This is a genomic window from Undibacterium sp. Xuan67W (genome assembly GCF_049340165.1).
Taxonomy (GTDB): Bacteria; Pseudomonadota; Gammaproteobacteria; order Burkholderiales; family Burkholderiaceae_D; genus Undibacterium.
Genome location: NZ_JBMPPN010000038.1, coordinates 1 through 19,313 on the forward strand (window position 1 = coordinate 1; position 19,313 = coordinate 19,313).

The following is a 19,313-nucleotide window of genomic DNA, read 5'->3' on the forward strand; positions in this document are numbered from 1 at the left end:
CGTTCCGTTACCTGCTTAATCGCTTCTTTTTTAAATTCTTCAGTAAATCGTTTGCCAGACATAAGCACCTCTTCTTTGAACTAGATTATGAGGCTTAAATCTGTATAGTGAAAGCTGGGAAGTTCATAAACACTAAACCAAACACCAAAGAAATAATAGTAAGGATATAAAGACTTATCTTTATCGTTGTTATAGCGCTGACAAAATGTGCGACCTCAACGGGTTGTATTGGATATAAACTTATCAGGTAAACAAAAGTCGAATTTTCTATCCAATCTAATACCATTGAAAGCAGTGGCATTGCTATCATCATATTCACTAGGCCGACTGCAAGAGTCAGATTCTTGTAAACTCTACGGACAAAGAGAGCAAAGAAAATCCCATAAGAAATTGGGAATAGCATATCCAGTGTCATAAGGCTTGTTGCATAAGCACGTCGCCCTTGTTCTCCATATGCACCTAAAACTTCGGCAAGGTAAGCCGGAGAATACCCAGGCAATACGTCCAAAGTGAACATGGGAATGGATCCCGTATAACCAGCCTTGGCAGCGATGATATTCGGAAGATTAATACCGTTCATAACAATAAGAAACACGACCAAAACGAACGTCGAATACCATAATGATCGTGGAAATCTGTTCACTAGGGTTGCTCCAAAAATCATTTGATCTCTACTATGCTTAGACATACAAGTACTCCAAGTAAATCAATTTAATAAAATTACTTTATGAATAAATTCAGAATACAAATGCGCATTTTTTCAGATGATAAAATGTGCGTTGTTATTTTTTCTTTTTTTATCCGATTGGTTGGGCTGTTTTAATAAAGCATCCACTTTATTATTTGTCACGCTAAACCTTCAGCTTTGAGGGCGGCCAGTACACTGGGGCGTTCTTGCATGCGACTAGTGAAGGCTGAAATAGCAACTAGTTCTGTTAGGTCTAGATGGATAAATTTGGCTAAATTGATCATTACAAAAAGATAGGCGTCTGCAACACTGAATTGATCTCCAATCAGCCAACCAGATGTCGCTAACTGTTGGTCAATAATGCTGTATAGGTTCCGAAGTTTCTGGCGGTAGAACGTTTTTATTTCATCATTTGCGTGAGGATTAAAGAAAATACCGCTACCTTTATGAATTTCTGTCGCAATGAAATTCAGAGTTTCTTGTAGCCGTAACCGGTTCATTGTTCCGTGAGCGGGGGCCAAATTCTTTTCAGGAACCTGATCAGCGATGTACTGCAGAATGACGGCGACCTCACTCACGAAATCTCCATTTCCCAATTCTAATAACGGCACTGGCCCCTTGGGGTTGATCGTATAGTAATCTGTGCCGTCTGCCAGCTTATGAGTTGCTAGATCCACACTGATCAGATCTACGGATAAGCCGGCTTCTCGTAGTGCGATGTGTGCGGCAAGTGAGCAAGCAGCTGGGGAATAATAAAGTTTCATCGGGGTTCTTTCGTTGTTTGTGATTGCGACTTATTCGTGAGTTGAAGTACGACCACTTGATCGTTACTTGAGAACATTAAAGAATATATTTTTAATTTTTGACCTCCCCACGGATTGGAGAGTAATCAACGGGCACCCACTCGTAACCATGTCCCTCAGACCTGATGTGGCCTAAACCGGGAAATACAATGTGCGCACCTGCGAGCAAAAATCTCTCTTTGGAGGCACGATCAAACCATTCTTTGCGCGAGGCAATTGCAGTTACGCTATCGGTGTCATAAGCAAATCCAACTTCTGGATGAGAAAATTGAATTGAGCCGACATGTATCATGTCACCCTTGACCAACATCTTCTGCCCATTGGACTCAAACATAAAACTGCTGTGACCTGGCGTATGCCCAGTAGCGACTGCCTTAACGCCGGGTGCAATTTCCGCGTTTGGCGCAAAGGTTTTCCAGCGCCCGGCGGCTTGGACAGGTGTTGCAGCGGACTTGGCCATCTCGAAAAATAGCTGTAATTCTTTCGGAAACTGTGCCTTGACCACATCACTTAACCAATATCCTGCCTCCGGTATTGTTACCATGACTTGCGCATTTGGAAAAGCTGGCTTTCCTTTGGCGTCAATGAGGCCCATGATGTGATCGACATGCATGTGCGTTATCAACACTAAATCTACTTGCGTTGGGCTATATCCTGCCTTACTCAAATTCTCCTGAAGGTGCCCAACCGTTGGCACTAATCCTTTTGCCCCCGTGTCAATAAGTATCAGTTGCGAACCAGTGTTAACTAAAAAAGCGTTGACCGATGTTTGTATCGTTGAACCTTGTTGAAATGCCCGATCCATCCCGCGCTCGATTTCATCTGGCCGAGTATGCCTCAGCATTTGCTCGGGTTTCATATCTGTATATCCGTCATTGAGTGCGGTTACTTCGAAATCACCTACCATGATGCGATACCAACCCGGGACTTGTGTCCTGAGCTGAGGAGCTGCAGCGTAAGAAGTGAGTACGGAGAGCGACAGTGAACCTACTACTAACGTTTTTAATATTCGGGACAGTAGGTGTGTGATGGAGTTGCCATTTGAGGATGTGCGGGCTTCAGAAATAGAGCTCATTAAAACTTCCTTGTTATATCAATAATTCGTTGAAATTCTGCTATAAGTCGGAGAGCCAGTTGCACCGATTTAAACTTAGCGGCACTCCAATTAAATTTACGAACATTTAGTTTGTAACGCAATGATAGAGATTAATTTCAAGCGCACAAGAAGGCACAATATTGATAGATACATACATAAATGTTCGTAAAGCTCAGACAACTTCTCTACACAACGCATTGGATTCATTCAGTACTAAACTCTTCGCAAGACACTATTTAAAATTACTAAATTTCTATTGGATGCTGTTAGTCCGTCAGCGAACGGTCGCACTGTATAAAGTTCTAGGTGCTGGGCTGGTATGCGCATTCTTTCACCGCACAACTAGCTGCGATGGTAACAACGACAAATGTCTCACTGATTGTATTTTGACTACCATGGCACAGTTGAAAATCGCTCCGCAAGAAAATCCAATAGTGCCCTCACCGCTGGAGACAAGTGTTTGCGTGATGGGTACAAAGCGTAAACGGTCATCTCTGGTAGCGTCCAGTCAGGAAGCAAAGCTTGCAAACTGCCGTCATTCAAATGCGGATTTGCTAAGTAGGTAGGCTGTAAGGCCACTCCGCCTCCAGCCAAAGTGGCACGCAGCAAGGCTGTAGCCTCGTTGGCACTGAAGTAGTTAGTTAAACTTACTTGGGCCTGCTCTTCACCGCGGCTGAGTTTCCATACGCTTTTACAGAAGTTGGCATAACTCAAACAGCGATGCGTCTGTAGGTCTGCAGGTATTGTAGGCCTGCCATTGGCAGCAAGATAGGCGGGCGACGCGACCAACACCGAGGCACATGGTGCCAACTTTCGCCCAATCAGGAGCGGATCAGGTGCAGCGCTGATGCGAATGGCCAGATCGATGCGTGCCTCCACCAAATTTAGTGTGCCTTCGCTGGCGTTGAGGTCTATTTTGAGCTGAGGATACAGCTTTAAAAAATCAACTACGGCTGCAGCAATCTGCGCATAGGCAAACGAGACACTGCAAGTGATACGTAACTGTCCGCGCAACTCACCGTCGTGACCACTGGTTTCCTCTTCTACGTTTTCCATTAACGCCAACATTTGCTGGCTGCGACGCAAACAGTTCTCGCCAGCGTCCGTCAGCGTGACGCTGCGTGTGGTGCGCTGTAATAGACGTGCGTCCAACCATCGCTCCATCTCGCCTACATAGCGCGTCACCATGGCACGCGACATCTCAAGCTTTTCAGCCGTTGCACTAAAGCTACCGCTATTTGCAACCTCAACAAATACTTGCATTGCAGTCAATCTATCCATGATTTACTCGAAATATGAAACAGTTATGCCTGAATTATAGTATTTATCTGATCGATTTTAGCAACTATAGTGCTATCCAACGCTACTAGGCGTTTCTTTTAACTAGCCAATAGGAGTTCACTATGATTCGTACTACCGTAATCGCTGCCTCGCTTGCCATTTCCCTGAGTACTGCTCAAGCGGCACAACCACTCACTGTTAAGATTTATAACGCTGAAGGCACGAGTTTTAATGTCAACTCCACGCTTGTTTATGGAGAAAAAGAAGCCATCGTGATTGATGCAGGCTTCACTCGCGCAGATGCACTGCGAATCGCGGCTAACGTGCTGGATAGCGGCAAGCAACTGACCACCATCTATGTCAGCCAGGCTGATCCTGACTACTACTTTGGAGTGGAAACATTGAAAGACTTTTTCCCACAGGCCGACGTGGTGACTACCCCGGCGGTCCTAGAGAAGTTGTCGGCTAAGATGGCAGGTAAGCTTGCATTCTGGGGACCAAAAATGGGGGCAAATGCACCACGCAAACCAATCACACCCCGTGCGTTGCAAGGCAATACTCTGAAGATCGAAGGTCAAACTATTGAAATCCGCGGTACCAGTGGCATTCTCGCGCATCGCCCTTATGCATGGATTCCTTCGATAAAAGCGATCGTCGGCAACATTGGTGTATTCGGCCATATGCATGTCTGGACCGCAGATACTCAGACAGCCGCCGAACGTGCAGCCTGGATAGCACAATTAGATGACATGTCGGCGCTGAAGCCTGAGCTAGTAGTGCCTGGTCACATGAGTGCTGGCACTAAGGTGGACGCCAGTTCGATCGCATTCACAAAGGAGTACCTGCAGACTTTCGAGAAAAATCTAGCGTCCAGCAAGGACGGGGCAGAACTGATTAACTCAATGAAACAGTCCTACCCAATGGTGACGGATGGTGGGATGTCCTTGGATATTGGCGCTAAGGTCAACAAAGGCGAAATGAAGTGGTAACGCTATAAGAGCATTAGACCATTTCAATGCGCCCGAAAAGTTTTCGGGCGCAGTATTAATTTGTAACTATGCGAGAGAATTTCTATGACCGTTATTAAACAAACTTTGATGCAATTGGTCCTTGTTGCACTGACTATCAATTGCTGCAGTACTCACGCCGAAACCATCGCTTATGGAGCACCGATCAGCCTAGAGCTTGCCAAAAAAGTCGCCCAAGCAGCGTCGACGGAGATGCACAAAAAACACCTTGAATTGACGATCGCTGTGGTCGACTCTGGCGGTAACTTGATTTATTTGGAGCGCTCGAATCAAGCACCAATTGGGACTGTGGATGCGGCGATAGGAAAAGCCAAAGCAGCCAACGGAATCAAAGCGCCCACGAAAGCTCTTGAGGATCAAATTTTAAATAACAACAAAATTAATCTGCTCGGTATACCCGGTGCATTCCCCGTTGAAGGTGGAGTGCCATTGATCGCCAACCAGAAAATCATTGGCGCAATTGGCGCTAGTGGCGCAACGCCATCAGATGACGGTGCCGTTGCCAATGCCGGCGCTAAAAGCTTGCAACCATAGGAAATTACAACATGGTCACGACACTTACTTATTTATTTGATCCTCTGTGTGGCTGGTGCTATGGCGCATCGCCTGTAATTCAACAATTAAGCAATCAAGACGGGGTGACATTGAAGCTCGCACCAACTGGCTTGTTTGCTGGCAGCAATGGGCGTCTCATGGATGCGGGATTTGCTGAATTCGCGTGGTCAAATGACATGCGAATTAAAGAAAGGACAGGCCAACGCTTTACCGACAAATATCGTACGCAGGTGTTGGGCAATCATGGTAGCAGCTTCGATTCGGAAATTGCAACGCTAGCACTAACAGTTGTGTCGATGACTGACCCACAGCGCGAGCTGGAAACGCTGAAAGTCCTGCAAGAGGCACGTTATGTGCACGGACAAGACATCACAGACGTGATTGTAGTTAAAAAATTGCTGAATGACATGGGCTTAGTTGCTGCAGCAATGCGTCTGGCCATTGGCGACACGGAACTGCGTCTAGTTAATGGCGCTCGGCTATCGCACTCACAGCATCTGTTGCATACCTACGGCATTACGGGAGTTCCCAATATTGTGGTGACGAATGAGAAAGGTAGCCGGTTATTATCTAGCGCGGCATTGTTCAGTAATGTTGAACGTATTTTAGGCTTAATAAGCAAGTGACAAGTACCCGATTGATGTCTTTTATTTCATGCATAAATACGCTCTATCAATCTAGCATTTTTTAATTTTTTATAAGCGAAATGAGTCCAGAATATGCGCACCAACTTGAGTATCATCTCTGATCACTATTCGGCGTCAGCACGCCAAGACATTGCAACCATGATGGCAGACGTTGCGCCAGATGTGCAATGGACAGAAATGGCTGGCTTCCCTTGTGCAGGTACTTGGGTCGGTCCTGGGCAAGTCGTGGAACACGTATTCACGGCGCTCGGCAGAGAATGGTCAGACTATCGATTTGAATTAACAGAAATTATTGATGCTGGAGAGTGCATTATTGGCATAGGCCAGTATTCTGGTATTTACAAAAAAACAGGCAAATCCATGCAGGCACGAGTCACACATATTTGGCGGTTTAAGGAGGGGAAAATTGTGCAATTTGAGCAGTTTACCGATACTTTACTGGTAGCGCAGGCTATGCGGTGATGCCACAACGTAGATTGGTATATTGCCGATAAATTTAACCGCCCTACTCGATCGTAATGGGAACACTTACGTCAATAATGTAGATTTTGAGTGGTCGTGCATAGGATGTGTATGCACCAAGACGTGGTCCTGGAATTTATGAAAATATTTTTATGGATTCTAAATTGTTTTATGCTCAACGTGTAAGAAGGAGCCTTTCATGAACCTACTTCATAACGTCCTTAGCCACATGCGCTCGGGACGGTGGATAGAGGCACACAATCTCGTGCAAAGTGACGAATCGCCGTTGGGCGCATGGCTGCATGGCATTCTGCATATTCAAGAGGGAGACTTAGAAGATGCAGAGTATTGGTATGGCAAAGCCAATAAAAATTTTCGTACCAGAGGAACGTTGGATGAAGAGTTGACGGATTTCGAGTTACAGTTGCGGGTTGATCATGACCATAGCAGTCTTGGTTAATGTAAGCTCAAAGAAATACTAATAAATTCATGTCGATTGTCCACGTAACCATCTGATCAAATCAATATAGATAGATCATCATACACCGACAAAAAAAGTAAATGATAGGGGCTAAATTGTACTTTGAGGCGAGCTTTCTTTATGTTTTAGAATCCTGAAAAATAAGATAGCTTAGCTACATTCACCGTATGTACAACATCCTAGGTGTAGTTCGATGGATAAAGCTGTCTTTCAAAACTACTCATATCATCAAACAAAATGACTTCATTACTATTAAGTCGAAGGACATGCCTCGCCAGGATAGTAGGACGAGCTGCCATGTTAGGCGTTTTTTTTCGCCTTTTTTGAAGTGATGCCCTTATAGAAGCATCACAACAACAGCCGTATGGATTTATCTACTAAATAAGAAAGAACGACAAATGCAGGTCTACATTGCGGGCAAAGGGAAGCTCGCCTCAGAGTTACTCGAGAGGCTAGTATCTCAAGAAGGCCTATCCATATCACAATGGAAGGCGCCCCCGAAAAAAACTGCAAGAGCATCGTAGTTCATGCTGGATCTGGTCGAGAAATCGATACCATTTCTGAGTTCTGTTCGGGTACCGCATCGGTTCTTGTCGAACTATCGACTGGTTCATCAATGGTGGGATCTCTTCCAAATTTTCCGATATTGTTGTGCCCAGACACAAATATCCTAATGCTCAAGTTCATGTGCATGCTTGAACGCTCCGCAGCCATGTTCAAGAGCTATGAAACAGAAATAACAGAGTCACATCAAGCATCAAAGACTTCTGTTCCAGGCACGGCGGTTCAGTTGGCACAATCTCTTGATGTTGAAGAACGATCAATCGTTTCTGTACGCATTCCGTCCAAACAGTCGAATGAGCTCAATATTCCACACGAGTACCTAGCTCGACATGCTTTCCATCGAATCACGATCCAGGACGGCCCCTGCTCAATCTTGATGGAAACAAGGATTTATGGTGAAGCTCCTTATGCTAGCGGAGTGCAACAAATCATCGGTGCAGTTCGGGGACGCTCGCTTGTAAATCGCATTTACGCAATTACTGAGTTCATCGACAATGGTTGGATTTAAAGCTAGATCATAAACCGTAACCTTTGAGCTCTAGAAAAAATAGACGATCAAGCCGACGCTACATTGAGTGTTAAGCGTCACCGAAGTGACAACAGGTTGGCTTCCAAATATTATTCCGGATTATCCGTAATAATGGCCGGATAAGAGAAAAATGGTTCGTCTGAATTAATTTTTTGATGCGACGTAAAGAATACCTGACGTATAAATCGAATACGACGATAAAAATAAACTCAAGAAACTGCTTAATCTGGACGACTAGCTATAATGTTAGGACCTCCCGATATTAATAGTGCGCTACTTGGCAGAGAGAATTTGCGGTAGCTTCTGCATCCTAAATGCATCGACAACAAAATCGACAAAGGCGCGCGTCTTCGCCGGCAACAGCTTCTGACTGGTGAAATACAATGAGATTGCCCCCACGTCACCATACCAGTTTGGTAGTAACCGCACCAGCGTACCACTCGCCAGATGCGGAGCGGCGTGGGGAACTGGTATCAATCCGACGCCAAGGCCAAGCACTACGGCGCGACTGAGTGCATCCGGATCGTTAACGAGCATTACCGCTTGCTGTTTTGCCGTGACTTCGAGGCCCGCGTTATTGCGCATGACCTGCGTGCGAATACGGCCAGTTAATGGGGAGCGCAACACAATACTGGGGAATTCGGCAAGTCCGGATGGATCTCTGGGGCGGCGCTTGCCCTGTAATAAGGCGGGTGACGCCACCGCAATCAAATGGATTTGCGCAAGTTCCCGCGCCACCATCCCGGGAGGTAACTCAAAGCCAGCGCCGATCGCTGCATCAAAACCGCCCGCGATCAGGTCAAGCGGACGGCTATCAAAAACCCAATCAGGAGTCACCCTAGGATAACGTTCGAGAAACACCGGCATAAGAGGCAACAGATAATCCATGCCAAATCCTGGCGCAGCACTCAGTTTCAACACGCCCGCCGGTTGTCCGGCATTGACCTTGATGTCAGCAATTGCTCCCTGGATGCTGTCGAGACCACTCTGAACTGATTGCTGAAAACGTTCACCCGCTTCAGTGAGAGTCAGCCCACGCGTATTGCGCAGGAAGAGTCGCACGCCAAGGTTGCGTTCCAGAAGCGCAACGTTTCGGCTCACAGCGGCTGGCGTCAAGCCCAGCAAACGCGCTGCAGCAGAGAAGCTACCGCAATCGGCACTACGGACAAAGGATTCGAGATTGGCGAGCGTTTCCACAATTTCATCTTCAAGTAATAATTGAAACAGATTATAGCGGATTACTACTAACGCTATAAATTGTTAGGCACTAAAATTCAACTCGTCAAACAATTTATTGACTTAACTCTAAAGGAATTATCATGACTATTGGCATCATTGGATCAGGCGCCCTCGGCTCCAACTTCGCACGTATTCTCGCAAAAAAAGGTATCTCGGCCACCATATCCAATAGCCGTGGACCGGCTTCGCTGACTGATCTGGTCAAAGAGCTAGGGCCGTCCATCAAAGCTGGCACAGTACAAGAGGCCGCAAGTGCCGACATGGTGCTGGTCGCAGTTCGCTGGGTTGATGCGGAAAAAGTGCTGGGCAGTCTGCCAGCGTGGAACGGTCGCATCGTGATTGACGGTACTAACCCAGTGGAGTTCTTCGATCCTACAACATCCCCAGACGCGAACGACCCAAGCAATCCGCTCGCCGCCTATGGGATCAAGCCAGTCAATCTTGGTGGAAAGCACTCGAGTCAAATCATCCAGCAATTGGTTCCTAGTGCACGCGTCGTCAAGGCATTCAACCATAACGACGTGAATGTATTGACGGAGCCAGAGGTAGCCGGTGGCAAGCGTGTATTGTTCTATTCTGGTGACGATACTGAAGCAAAGGCAGCGGTGCGCGAGGTCATGGAAGCTGCCGGCTTCTTCCCGGTTGATCTTGGCATACTCGATGTCGGCGGACCACTCGCTTCATTGCCCTTTGGTCCGTTGTCGACGCATAACTTCATTCGTATCTAATCAAGATTAGAGTCCCATCCAGTAGAAAGTATCAGCAACTGCTGGGTGGGCAAAGCGGCGTATTTAAGGGATACACACGGCTATAGTCGTCTTACTTACATAAGTAATTTGATCTATGACTACATCGACGCGCTTAGCAGCGGCGTAATCTTCGAAGACTGCATCTTTGCTGAAGCTGTGGGGGCAGAATTCATCAACTCGGTTGACGGGATGATCGGCGCTATACTTCGGCATTTGTTATAACGACGCTTCTGAGTCTAAGCCTGTTAGTTTTGCGGTACCGATAAGCGAGTAGACTGCCGCCACTTGTTCAAAGTTACTCCCAACGTCAGCAGGACGTGTAGTTGTGGAGGCCATTAACCACGCCGCAAAAAACGCGTTCATCCGCCGAGCTATTGCTCTTTAAAGCGCTTTTGTCGCGCCGACGTAGCAGCGCGATCAAAATTTTGAACACTTACAAGATCACCGCTGTGTCGGACTGGTGCGGTAGCGTGTCGATGGAGTGCATAACCAATCAGAGCGCGAAGTGTTGTGATATGTGCTGAACGAACTTCTCCGGTGATAGGTAACCAATGATTCGACTTTGCGGAATCTCTTTGCCTTCTGCATTAAACAAAATAATGCCTGGTGGACCAAATAAGCTAAAGCGTTTCATCAACGCCCTATCGGCATCACTGTTTGCGGTTACATCAACTTGTAAAAGGTGTACTTGCTTTAATTGATCGGTAACTTTTGATTCCGTAAAAGTGAAGCGTTCCATTTCTTTACAGGAAACGCACCAGTCTGCGTAAAAATCAAGCATGACGGGTGTTTTTGTGGATGCTAGCGTCGCGTCAAGTTCTTCAATATTATGAATACGCTTAAATTTAACCTCTGCCTGATTAACAGATGAAGAGGCTTCTTGTAAGGTTGGCGGGCTAGTAACGCGTAAATGTGACAGAGGCTGCAGCACATCTTTGCCTGCGCTTGCTGCACCAATTAATTCAAATACGCCAAAAAATAAGAATGTGATTCCCAGGGTTTTAGCTACATATGTTCGCATTCTGGCACCAGTTGGTATGCTCTTAAAAACGTCCAGCATGACTGCGCACAAGATTGAAAACCCGCCCCAGACTGCCATAACTACGACAACAGAAAATACCGGTGAAATCATCCAGATTGCAACTGCAATTAAGAGTAATCCAAAGATTTTTTTTACCTGATTCATCCAAATACCCGCACGTGGCAAAAGACTTCCGGCAGAGATACCTGTCAATAATAAAGGCACGCTCATGCCCGCTGCCATAGAGAATAATGCCCATCCGCCGGTCCATACATTACGTGTCTGGCTAATGTAAAGCAAAGCGCCCGCTAATGGCCCCGCAACACAAGGGCCAACAATTAATGCAGAGAGCGAACCCATGAAAAAAACACCAAAGAATCTACCGCCGCTTAAATTACCGCTTGTTTGACTTAAACGACTTTGCAAACTGCCGGGCAGTTGCAGCTGATAGACATCAAACATCGATAATGCCAACCCGAAAAGTAACGCTCCGAAAGTCAATAAAACCCATGGCTTTTGTAAAGCGCCTGCCAAGCCCTCTCCAGCTAAGCCAGCGGCTACACCCAACGATGTATAGACAAGTGCCATACCAAGACAATACGAAAGCGCAAGTAAAAATCCACGGCTCCGAGAAACAGTCCCCTCCCCGACAATGATGGAAGACAAAATAGGTACCATGGGTAATACACAGGGCGTAAACGACAAGAGCAAGCCGAATACTAGAAATGCGAGACCAATCCGCCACACGCTGCCACTCTGCAATGTACGTTGGGCGAGAGAGGTGTCATCTTCCTTCGTTTCTGATTTGCTTGTCACGTCTGTCAATGTCGTAGGTGACGCTTGAGTTATTACCTGGTCTGCTGTGGTCGGCAACAGTTTTCCAATTTTTGTGACATCAACAAGATACGTTTTTTCAATCGGCGAATAACATAAACCAGCATCTGCACAACCTTGATAGCCAATTTTAAGACTGAAGACACGATCAGTCTTCGTGATTGGCAATTCAACGACCAACCGATCTTGGTAAGTTTCCACTTCTTTGTTGAAGTTGTTGTCAAACTTACGAATTCCATCTGGTAATTTGATCTCACCCAATAGGTTGTTTGATTCAACAGCATTAAAACTTAAACGTTCACGATAAAGGTGATAATTTGCGGCAATGGTCCAAGACAGGACTAAGGTTTTCGCATCCCGCAACTCAGATTCCAACTGAAAAGCCTGCTCTGGCTCCAGAAAATCATCTGCGGTGGCTACTTCAACCAATGACCCGAACACAAAAAAAACAATGAGCGAAGCAGCCCATTTTTGTAAAACATTTTGTTTCATAAAGCTCTCCGAATTTTTCGAAATCTCATTAAACTATTTCTCGTGAAAGATGTATCACTCTCAATGTGGGCATGCTCATTTCTGCTATTTGGTCATCGACATTTTCTTTTCTTCATGGATATCTTTGATTGGCAGACAAGATGGCTAGGTATTTCGCGAAAATATTTTCCCCTGCTGATCAATCGCCAAATAGCTCATTTTTGAATCTTCCAAAAATTCCAAACCTTTCTCCTGCTTTAGCATAGCAATCGTTGTACAACTACCGGCGGCAATTGCCAGCGGCGCCAAAACGCTGACTGAACGCCAATGAGAAACAGGCATGCCTGAACGAGGATCTAAAATATGGCAATATCTCTTGCCATCTAATTCAAAAAATCTTTCGTAGTCACCACTAGTTGCTAACGCTCCTCTACTAACAGGCAAAGTAGCAACTGTGCGATGAGCATCTCGTGGATCTTGAATGCCAATTAACCACGGTTGCTCGTCTGGCTGAGGTCCAATAAAACGCATGTCCCCCCCTAAGTTAACGTAACCATGTTTCACTCCTTGCTTAATCAGGATCCCTGCTGCCCGGTCAGCAGCGTATTCTTTGCCGAAACCACCAAAATCAACCTCCATTCCGACCTCTGGCAAATAAATACTTTGCCGCTCTTGCTTGACTTTTCCCCAGCCGATCCGCTTTATCAACGCACTAATTACATCCGCCTTTGGTATCTCAGTAGAACGAAAATTCCACGCGTTCCGTAATATTCCAGAAGTAATATCAAATAGCCCATCGCTAAGTAGGTAAATATCATTTGCGTAAGAAAATAACGCCAAGGTTTCTTCGTCGCATTGCATCCATTTTTTACCCGCTGCCGCATTAATATGCGTAACGACGCTATCCGCTCGATAACGTGAATATTTGTACTCAATGCGCTTTATTTCTTTTATCGCAGACTGGGCAATCTGATTGGCTGCCAGCTCGTCAATGGCAGCCAATCGAATTTCACATCGGCTACTCATAGCGTCAAATGCCACGTCAAAAACAGGCATTACCATTGCTTTGTGATTCCCATTTGTATACTTTTCGCCCGAAGCGGTGCCAATCCGGGACTACCCTGATGAAATAACCCCCACTCTCCGCGCTGTTCGTAGGCCTCAACTTTCATGTCCACGATCCAGTCACGGGTTAATTGTTTTGCTATTTTCAAGCCAACCGTAATCGCACCAAAGCCTGAAAGACGTTGATCTGCCGACATAGGTTTGTTGGATCCAAATACATAACCCGGTGGAAAAGGTGCTCCTAACTGCGCGTCGTACACCGGATCAAAGTAAAAGCTGGCGGCACTCTGCGTGTATAAGCGGACTAACGGCGTGATTGTCCATCCATGTTGCAGTGGTTGCACATATTCTCCTGCTAACGTGTGTGCCCTAACGTCATAACTGTCCTGATAATAGCGATAGTTCAGCCTGCTGGTACCGCTGGTTTCTGCAAAATGGTGATTCCAACGGGTTAAAAAAGTCGTTTGATTACGATTTCTTGGACGGTTATCGAATGTTTTATATGGATCAGAAAAGTATCCATCACCCCGGCTATGTGTTAACGTAAATTGAGCTATATCTTGAGCTGAGAAAATTTGGGTAAGACCAATCAATACATTAATCGTCTTCTTAGTTTCGTTCACAACGATCTTGTTTGTCGGATTGATTCGGTCATTACTGCCACCCAAACCTGCCGTCAAGGTAGTGTTCTTGTTTTCACTTGAATAACTGCCTGTAACAGATAGTGCGCGAGACTCGTAATCATGCTCTGTCGAATAGGCAGAGCCAATCGCTAAACTACCGCGAGAAAAAAAACGGGTAACAGAAAAATCACCAGCTGTGCGCTGATCATTCATCCGGGACGCCCCTGAGACTGCCGTATGAAATCGGGGAGAGGCGCCGGAGACAGCGTCTGACGTTAAGCTTCCCTCTAATGACCATTCGCCTGCAACCGGTGTCATCAGTGAAATTGAGGGAGAATTTGCTGTAATGCGTTTTAGCCCCGGCTGGCTGTCTTCGTAATGTAAATATTTGAGGCTGATAGTCGCATGTTCAGGCGCTGTTTCGGCATAGCCCATGCCGGGTAATATCAAAGCGGCAGTCAGCAATGCCATACCAACCATACAGGGCTCAGGTAAAGGAGGCGTTTCAGAAAAAAGTGAAACTAAAGTAGGCGAAGTCATCATTGTCATATTAATTTTTTTGTTTAATTGCAACCACAACCGCCGCCGCCCACACCGGCACCACCAGAAGCTGCTTCGCGGCTAGAATAAATATGTTCAGCATATTTAGCATCAAGCTTGTCGTTTTCAAAGGTCATTTCAGCCCTGGCAAGAGTCCCCTTTTCCCATGGATTAACCGTCTTCACCATGGAACAAGCAGAATTCATCAATAAGACAAAGCTGAGTGCCGTGAAGTATGTAATTTTCTTTAATATACTTTTCATTTTTTACCTTCTAATAAAGACTTAATTTTTCCTTCGAGCTCTGGTTTATCTGAATCTTTGAAACCAGCATGTTCAAACAGAACCTTCCCCTCTTGACTAATCAGCACGCTGCTTGGCATCCCCTTAATGCCATAAATTCGCGGAGTTACTCCAGAAGGATCAAATGCAATTGGAAAATGTGCGGGCATAATAGCGAGAAATTGGCGTGCATCTTCATTTTTAACATCAAGATTTATGCCGATAACCTGTAGCCCTTGGGCGCCATATTTCGCTTGCAATTCATTCATCCACGGAAAAGATTGTTTACAAGGACCGCACCATGAAGCCCAAAAATCGAGGTAAATTAATTTGCCCTGGTATTTAGCCAGTTTGATTACACCGTCAGTGCCATTGAGCTCAAATGATGGAGCAACATTGTTTTTCTCGATGGCCCATACATGCGATGCCAATAAGAGCCCTGCACAGATAGAGAGGCTTTTGTATAAAGATTTTTTATTCATGGATAGTTTCATCGTAAATTCTGTGCCGAAATAGCAGTAGTTGAAAAATAGAATCAATTAAAAAAAGGAATCATTGTTTTCAATTTTTTCCATGGGTGAGATATAAATAAAATCACACTCTCAAAATTTTTTGCAAAAAATTGAATCGCACAAAAAATACAATGCAATGAACGATCTTTGTGTTTTCAGACAGTGAATACAAAAACGAGTGAAAATGGTTCAATATCAAATGGATTTTGATTGTAGATACGCTTGCAAAACAGCAAATACCCATTAGTTATTTCAGCTCCGTGATATGAAAAATAAAATATCAGTCTCAAAATCAGTTAGGTATTTGAAATCTTTTTTGGCTATTGAAGTTTTTTTCTTTGATTTGAACCAATTCAAGACAAATGAGTATTAACGTCACATCTAGGAGAGTGTTGGGATGTTTAAGAAAATGGGGGCAAGTGAAAAATCTGATCTGAGTCGATCGAGTGATATAGAAATACGTGAAGTCCAACTAATTTCTTTAATTGCAAAAGAAGATCGCTCTGCGTTTGAGGTTTTGTATCGAACCTATTTTTCAAGGCTAGCGCGCTTCCTTGATAAGATGACTCGCAATACGCAACTTATCGAAGAAATTGTGAACGATACGATGCTAGTTGTCTGGCAAAAAGCACATACGTTTAACCATACATCAAAAGTGTCGACATGGATATTTGCAATCGCCTATCGCCAAGCATTAAAGGCCATAAATGCATTGGATGAACCCGTTGATTCAGATTTCGAGAGCCACGAAGGTGACTTTAAGTACGAACCTGAATATTCACTATCTAATACACAATTACAAAACGATGTCAGTCGTGCACTTCACACTTTACCGTTAGAGCAACGTGTTGTTGTTAGTCTTACGTACTATCACGAGATGGGATATAAAGAAATTGCGGAGACAATGGAATGCCCGGTCAATACCGTGAAAACCAGGATGTTCCATGCGCGACAACGATTAAGAATCATGCTTTCCGGCAGCAAGGAGGAAACATAATGAATGAGAACACAACCAACGAATACGTAACCGCGCATGAGATAACGCAAGAGCTATTACCATGGTTTGTCGCACAAACTCTTGTAGATGAAGAAATGGATTTTGTAAAAAAACACGTACAGTCGTGTAACCACTGTATGAATGATGTGAATTTTTTACTCAAGTTACAAACCAGCGAGGCTCTGGCGCCTACGTCAGCTGATATCGAACGAGCCTTCGCTCGCGTGCTACCTAGGCTTGGATCTAATTCTCAGATCAATATTAAGAGAAACAATATCTTCAACAAATTGACTACGTTTTTTTCTCACATAGGGGCTAGCGTCAATACAAAGATGTCGTGGGCTCTTGCGATTCAAGCGGTAGTTATTGCAGGACTTCTGACTCACCTTGGGCTGCAAGAAGAGAAATATTCCGGTTATCGTTTGCAAGGTGCTACAGGAAAATCATCAGGTAATGTCGTGGTCGTATTTAAACCCGAAACAACTGTAAAAGAAGTTCAACGCATCATGAGTATCAACGATGCAAGAATCATTGATGGCCCTACTGTTACCAATGCGTATGTACTCAATGTGCCGGAGGAAAAATTGATCTCTAGTGTGAAGGAATTACGGGCTGAACCTGCAATTGAACTGGTAGAGTCTCTTTATTATCAAGGCGAAGCACAATGAGATTTATGATGTATCTATTGCTGTTTTCTTGTGTCATGGCTACAGGCAGTCATGATGCGATGGCAGATGAAGATAAAGAACATATCTCCCGCGATGAGCGCGATGGTCCCCATCGAATTCTCGTCATGTTACACCTGCCACCACCACATTTTCGCCCGGATACCAGCTATGCTGGCAACTATAGCAATGATATCGGCCGTAACGCTCGACGTCGCATTGCTGAAGAGCTCGCAGAAACATATGGTTTAAAACTGATAGATGACTGGCCAATGCCTGCACTCAATGTGGATTGCTACGTAATGGAGGAATCCAGCTTAACGATAAAAAAGCAGGCCTTAGACAATCTATCTAAGGATGTGCGTGTTGCTTGGGTTCAACCCATCAACACGTTTCATGGTCAAGCGACGAACGATCCGTTTTTCCCTGTGCAACCTGGAACTAAATATTGGCAATTAGCTGAAATACGAAAGATTACAACTGGGCGAAAAGTATTGGTAGCCGTAATTGATAGCGGTGTTGACGTGACTCACCCTGATTTAAACGGGCAAGTCTTATTAAAAGAAAATTTTGTTGATGGAAATCCATATACCGCTGAAACACATGGAACAGGAATCGCGGGTGTTATCGCAGCCCGTGCTGGGAACGGTGTTGGTATCGAAGGCGTAGCACCAGACGCACACATTATGGCTTTGCGAGCTTGTTGGCAGGAATCATCTACTGCGATAAATTGCAATAGTTTTACTCTAGGAAAGGCCATCAATTTTGCTGTAACACAGGGAGCACATGTGATTAATCTCAGTCTATCTGGACCAACAGACCGACTACTTCGACAGCTTTTGGATGTGGCACTAGCTCGTAACATAAAAATTGTAGGCGCTATTGATCACCATCGTATCGACGGGGGATTTCCGGCGTCACATCCAGGAGTTTTTGCTGTTTCTGATGAAAAATCCTCCTTGTTGAATAATACAGTTTTGATCGCACCAGGTCGTGATATTCCAACGACAGAACCTGGTTCTCGCTGGAATTTTGTTTCCGGCTCCTCCTATTCAGCAGCGCATATATCAGGCATGATGGCGTTGATTAGTGAGTTGAGACCTACGGCAACACCCTCACAGGTTCGAAAATATCTTGTAGTAGATTCGGTAAATCAAGACCCTCAATTGGGGGGGTACGTCAATTTATGCGCGACTGTTCGCCGAATTACAAATCAGTGCGCATGTTCATGCCTGGAAACGTCTACATCCACAACAGCTGCCACGCATAAATAAGACTTAAGCTAGGTACCGTATTGTATAAAATTTTTCTAACGGTTTTATTTTCCAGCTATCTTCTCTTGAGCACTGCATATGCTCAAGTGAGTGGAAGTGTCGCTGTTGTTTCAGACTATTTATATCGTGGAATATCTCTTAGTAATAACAAACCAGTACCACAAGTAAACTTGGTTTACGATGATCCTCAAGGATGGTATTTGGGTGGATTTGCATCTAAAGTTAAAATCAATAATCAAAATAATGGAGAAGATCAGTTACTTTTTTATGGCGGATATTCTCAACGTATGGAATCAGGTGTTGTTTGGGAACTTGGTGCCACAAACTCACTATTTCCTAAAGTAAGCAATTTTAATTATGCAGAAATCTTTGCTGGTATAACGATTGATAATCTGAATGCCCGAATTTATTGGTCACCCGACTATATTGGACAGAGTGTCAAAACTGCATATATTGAAGTCAATGGTGACCGTCAGATTCGGACGTATCTGGACATATTCTTCCACATAGGTTTGCTTAGGTCACTATCCGCGGCAACAACCTATACCGCAATCAACAGACCTGATGCACGAATTGGGTTTGGAACAAATTTCGCTGCTTGGAAACTGCAATTGGCATGGAATATTACGGGAAAAAATAGCAGCAGAAACTCAAGTTACGGCAATCAAGCCCATACCAACTTTGTGATTAATGCAAATTACTTGTTCTAAATGGATGATCAAAATCCTAGTAGATGATTGTAAATTTTATTAAAAATAAAACACTCTGAATAAATCGAGCCCTGGACTTCCCCTAATTTCGTAGACAACTCTTAACTTCCAAATTGTTGTTGCTCGAAAGCTAGGGGACTCATCTGATTCAAATGACTATGTCGCCGTTTGCGATTGTAGAACACTTCGATGTAATCA

General features: G+C 44.8%; 22 protein-coding genes. 11 read left to right on the forward strand and 11 right to left on the reverse strand.

The window, feature by feature from the left end; genetic code table 11:
• Window positions 1-94: 94 nt before the first annotated feature.
• The 4 genes from ACO0LE_RS19705 to ACO0LE_RS19720 form a co-directional block, all read right to left on the reverse strand.
• On the reverse strand, window positions 95-688 hold the full coding sequence (locus ACO0LE_RS19705; RefSeq protein ID WP_422962030.1) for a hypothetical protein: 594 nt from the start codon (window positions 686-688) through the stop codon (window positions 95-97).
• Between the two features lie 158 nt (window positions 689-846).
• Window positions 847-1,452, reverse strand: coding sequence for a glutathione transferase GstA (gene gstA, locus ACO0LE_RS19710; RefSeq protein ID WP_422962031.1), 606 nt, complete (start codon window positions 1,450-1,452; stop codon window positions 847-849).
• A gap of 91 nt (window positions 1,453-1,543) precedes the next feature.
• Window positions 1,544-2,566, reverse strand: a complete 1,023-nt coding sequence (locus ACO0LE_RS19715; protein WP_422962032.1) for an MBL fold metallo-hydrolase — start codon at window positions 2,564-2,566, stop codon at window positions 1,544-1,546.
• Between the two features lie 411 nt (window positions 2,567-2,977).
• Window positions 2,978-3,868, reverse strand: a complete 891-nt coding sequence (locus ACO0LE_RS19720) for a LysR family transcriptional regulator (RefSeq protein WP_422962033.1) — start codon at window positions 3,866-3,868, stop codon at window positions 2,978-2,980.
• A 122-nt stretch (window positions 3,869-3,990) separates the two neighbouring features.
• On the opposite strand from ACO0LE_RS19720, the gene ACO0LE_RS19725 reads away from it, so the two are divergent.
• From ACO0LE_RS19725 to ACO0LE_RS19750, 6 genes are all read left to right on the forward strand, one after another.
• On the forward strand, window positions 3,991-4,857 hold the full coding sequence (locus ACO0LE_RS19725) for an MBL fold metallo-hydrolase (RefSeq protein WP_422962034.1): 867 nt from the start codon (window positions 3,991-3,993) through the stop codon (window positions 4,855-4,857).
• An 84-nt stretch (window positions 4,858-4,941) separates the two neighbouring features.
• Entirely contained in the window at window positions 4,942-5,430 is a 489-nt protein-coding gene (locus ACO0LE_RS19730; protein ID WP_422962035.1) for a GlcG/HbpS family heme-binding protein, read from the forward strand.
• 11 nt (window positions 5,431-5,441) lie between these two features.
• On the forward strand, window positions 5,442-6,077 hold the full coding sequence (locus tag ACO0LE_RS19735) for a DsbA family protein (protein WP_422962036.1): 636 nt from the start codon (window positions 5,442-5,444) through the stop codon (window positions 6,075-6,077).
• 93 nt (window positions 6,078-6,170) lie between these two features.
• On the forward strand, window positions 6,171-6,560 hold the full coding sequence (locus ACO0LE_RS19740; RefSeq protein WP_422962037.1) for a nuclear transport factor 2 family protein: 390 nt from the start codon (window positions 6,171-6,173) through the stop codon (window positions 6,558-6,560).
• A gap of 199 nt (window positions 6,561-6,759) precedes the next feature.
• Complete coding sequence (locus tag ACO0LE_RS19745; protein ID WP_422962038.1) at window positions 6,760-7,020, forward strand: hypothetical protein; 261 nt, start codon at window positions 6,760-6,762, stop codon at window positions 7,018-7,020.
• A 505-nt stretch (window positions 7,021-7,525) separates the two neighbouring features.
• On the forward strand, window positions 7,526-8,113 hold the full coding sequence (locus ACO0LE_RS19750) for a dihydrodipicolinate reductase C-terminal domain-containing protein (protein WP_422962039.1): 588 nt from the start codon (window positions 7,526-7,528) through the stop codon (window positions 8,111-8,113).
• Window positions 8,114-8,407: 294 nt separating this feature from the next.
• Here the strand turns inward: ACO0LE_RS19750 and ACO0LE_RS19755 are convergent, their stop codons facing one another.
• Window positions 8,408-9,331 carry a LysR substrate-binding domain-containing protein gene (locus ACO0LE_RS19755; RefSeq protein WP_422962040.1) on the reverse strand — a complete coding sequence of 308 codons (924 nt, stop codon included), beginning with the start codon at window positions 9,329-9,331 and terminating at the stop codon, window positions 8,408-8,410.
• A gap of 122 nt (window positions 9,332-9,453) precedes the next feature.
• On the opposite strand from ACO0LE_RS19755, the gene ACO0LE_RS19760 reads away from it, so the two are divergent.
• Window positions 9,454-10,101 carry an NADPH-dependent F420 reductase gene (locus ACO0LE_RS19760; RefSeq protein ID WP_422962041.1) on the forward strand — a complete coding sequence of 216 codons (648 nt, stop codon included), beginning with the start codon at window positions 9,454-9,456 and terminating at the stop codon, window positions 10,099-10,101.
• Between the two features lie 514 nt (window positions 10,102-10,615).
• On the opposite strand, the gene dsbD is transcribed toward ACO0LE_RS19760, so the two are convergent.
• The 5 genes from dsbD to ACO0LE_RS19785 form a co-directional block, all read right to left on the reverse strand.
• Entirely contained in the window at window positions 10,616-12,469 is a 1,854-nt protein-coding gene (gene dsbD, locus ACO0LE_RS19765; protein WP_422962042.1) for a protein-disulfide reductase DsbD, read from the reverse strand.
• Window positions 12,470-12,613: 144 nt separating this feature from the next.
• Window positions 12,614-13,504: an FAD:protein FMN transferase gene (locus tag ACO0LE_RS19770; RefSeq protein WP_422962043.1), complete on the reverse strand. Its 891-nt coding sequence runs from the start codon at window positions 13,502-13,504 to the stop codon at window positions 12,614-12,616.
• Complete coding sequence (locus ACO0LE_RS19775) at window positions 13,504-14,709, reverse strand: DUF3570 domain-containing protein (RefSeq protein WP_422962044.1); 1,206 nt, start codon at window positions 14,707-14,709, stop codon at window positions 13,504-13,506. Before ACO0LE_RS19775 ends, ACO0LE_RS19770 begins: the two co-directional genes overlap by 1 nt.
• Window positions 14,700-14,939 carry a DUF4266 domain-containing protein gene (locus tag ACO0LE_RS19780; RefSeq protein ID WP_422962045.1) on the reverse strand — a complete coding sequence of 80 codons (240 nt, stop codon included), beginning with the start codon at window positions 14,937-14,939 and terminating at the stop codon, window positions 14,700-14,702. The genes ACO0LE_RS19775 and ACO0LE_RS19780 overlap by 10 nt, the downstream gene beginning before the upstream one ends.
• Complete coding sequence (locus ACO0LE_RS19785; RefSeq protein ID WP_422962046.1) at window positions 14,936-15,439, reverse strand: TlpA family protein disulfide reductase; 504 nt, start codon at window positions 15,437-15,439, stop codon at window positions 14,936-14,938. The genes ACO0LE_RS19780 and ACO0LE_RS19785 overlap by 4 nt, the downstream gene beginning before the upstream one ends.
• 427 nt (window positions 15,440-15,866) lie before the next feature.
• On the opposite strand from ACO0LE_RS19785, the gene ACO0LE_RS19790 reads away from it, so the two are divergent.
• From ACO0LE_RS19790 to ACO0LE_RS19805, 4 genes are read left to right on the forward strand one after another with little or no spacing between them, the layout of a single operon-like run.
• Complete coding sequence (locus ACO0LE_RS19790; RefSeq protein ID WP_422962047.1) at window positions 15,867-16,466, forward strand: RNA polymerase sigma factor; 600 nt, start codon at window positions 15,867-15,869, stop codon at window positions 16,464-16,466.
• Window positions 16,466-17,134: a hypothetical protein gene (locus ACO0LE_RS19795; RefSeq protein ID WP_422962048.1), complete on the forward strand. Its 669-nt coding sequence runs from the start codon at window positions 16,466-16,468 to the stop codon at window positions 17,132-17,134. Before ACO0LE_RS19790 ends, ACO0LE_RS19795 begins: the two co-directional genes overlap by 1 nt.
• The gene (locus ACO0LE_RS19800) at window positions 17,131-18,405 is read left to right on the forward strand and encodes a S8 family peptidase (RefSeq protein WP_422962049.1); all 1,275 of its coding nucleotides are present in this window, start codon (window positions 17,131-17,133) and stop codon (window positions 18,403-18,405) included. Before ACO0LE_RS19795 ends, ACO0LE_RS19800 begins: the two co-directional genes overlap by 4 nt.
• Window positions 18,406-18,425: 20 nt before the next feature.
• Window positions 18,426-19,115, forward strand: a complete 690-nt coding sequence (locus ACO0LE_RS19805; protein WP_422962050.1) for a TorF family putative porin — start codon at window positions 18,426-18,428, stop codon at window positions 19,113-19,115.
• Between the two features lie 101 nt (window positions 19,116-19,216).
• Here the strand turns inward: ACO0LE_RS19805 and ACO0LE_RS19810 are convergent.
• A partial coding sequence (locus ACO0LE_RS19810) for an IS3 family transposase (RefSeq protein ID WP_422958693.1) occupies window positions 19,217-19,313 on the reverse strand: 97 nt, incomplete at its 5' end.

Excerpts from the sequence above, each read along its gene's own strand:
- ACO0LE_RS19705 (WP_422962030.1), bottom strand. The coding sequence starts at position 688 with ATGTCTAAGCATAGTAGAGATCAAATGATTTTTGGAGCAACCCTAGTG.
- gstA (WP_422962031.1), bottom strand. The coding sequence starts at position 1,452 with ATGAAACTTTATTATTCCCCAGCTGCTTGCTCACTTGCCGCACACATC.
- ACO0LE_RS19715 (WP_422962032.1), bottom strand. The coding sequence starts at position 2,566 with ATGAGCTCTATTTCTGAAGCCCGCACATCCTCAAATGGCAACTCCATC.
- ACO0LE_RS19720 (WP_422962033.1), bottom strand. The coding sequence starts at position 3,868 with ATGGATAGATTGACTGCAATGCAAGTATTTGTTGAGGTTGCAAATAGC.
- ACO0LE_RS19725 (WP_422962034.1), top strand. The coding sequence starts at position 3,991 with ATGATTCGTACTACCGTAATCGCTGCCTCGCTTGCCATTTCCCTGAGT.
- ACO0LE_RS19730 (WP_422962035.1), top strand. The coding sequence starts at position 4,942 with ATGACCGTTATTAAACAAACTTTGATGCAATTGGTCCTTGTTGCACTG.
- ACO0LE_RS19735 (WP_422962036.1), top strand. The coding sequence starts at position 5,442 with ATGGTCACGACACTTACTTATTTATTTGATCCTCTGTGTGGCTGGTGC.
- ACO0LE_RS19740 (WP_422962037.1), top strand. The coding sequence starts at position 6,171 with ATGCGCACCAACTTGAGTATCATCTCTGATCACTATTCGGCGTCAGCA.
- ACO0LE_RS19745 (WP_422962038.1), top strand. The coding sequence starts at position 6,760 with ATGAACCTACTTCATAACGTCCTTAGCCACATGCGCTCGGGACGGTGG.
- ACO0LE_RS19750 (WP_422962039.1), top strand. The coding sequence starts at position 7,526 with ATGGAAGGCGCCCCCGAAAAAAACTGCAAGAGCATCGTAGTTCATGCT.
- ACO0LE_RS19760 (WP_422962041.1), top strand. The coding sequence starts at position 9,454 with ATGACTATTGGCATCATTGGATCAGGCGCCCTCGGCTCCAACTTCGCA.
- dsbD (WP_422962042.1), bottom strand. The coding sequence starts at position 12,469 with ATGAAACAAAATGTTTTACAAAAATGGGCTGCTTCGCTCATTGTTTTT.
- ACO0LE_RS19770 (WP_422962043.1), bottom strand. The coding sequence starts at position 13,504 with ATGCCTGTTTTTGACGTGGCATTTGACGCTATGAGTAGCCGATGTGAA.
- ACO0LE_RS19780 (WP_422962045.1), bottom strand. The coding sequence starts at position 14,939 with ATGAAAAGTATATTAAAGAAAATTACATACTTCACGGCACTCAGCTTT.
- ACO0LE_RS19785 (WP_422962046.1), bottom strand. The coding sequence starts at position 15,439 with ATGAATAAAAAATCTTTATACAAAAGCCTCTCTATCTGTGCAGGGCTC.
- ACO0LE_RS19790 (WP_422962047.1), top strand. The coding sequence starts at position 15,867 with ATGTTTAAGAAAATGGGGGCAAGTGAAAAATCTGATCTGAGTCGATCG.
- ACO0LE_RS19795 (WP_422962048.1), top strand. The coding sequence starts at position 16,466 with ATGAATGAGAACACAACCAACGAATACGTAACCGCGCATGAGATAACG.
- ACO0LE_RS19800 (WP_422962049.1), top strand. The coding sequence starts at position 17,131 with ATGAGATTTATGATGTATCTATTGCTGTTTTCTTGTGTCATGGCTACA.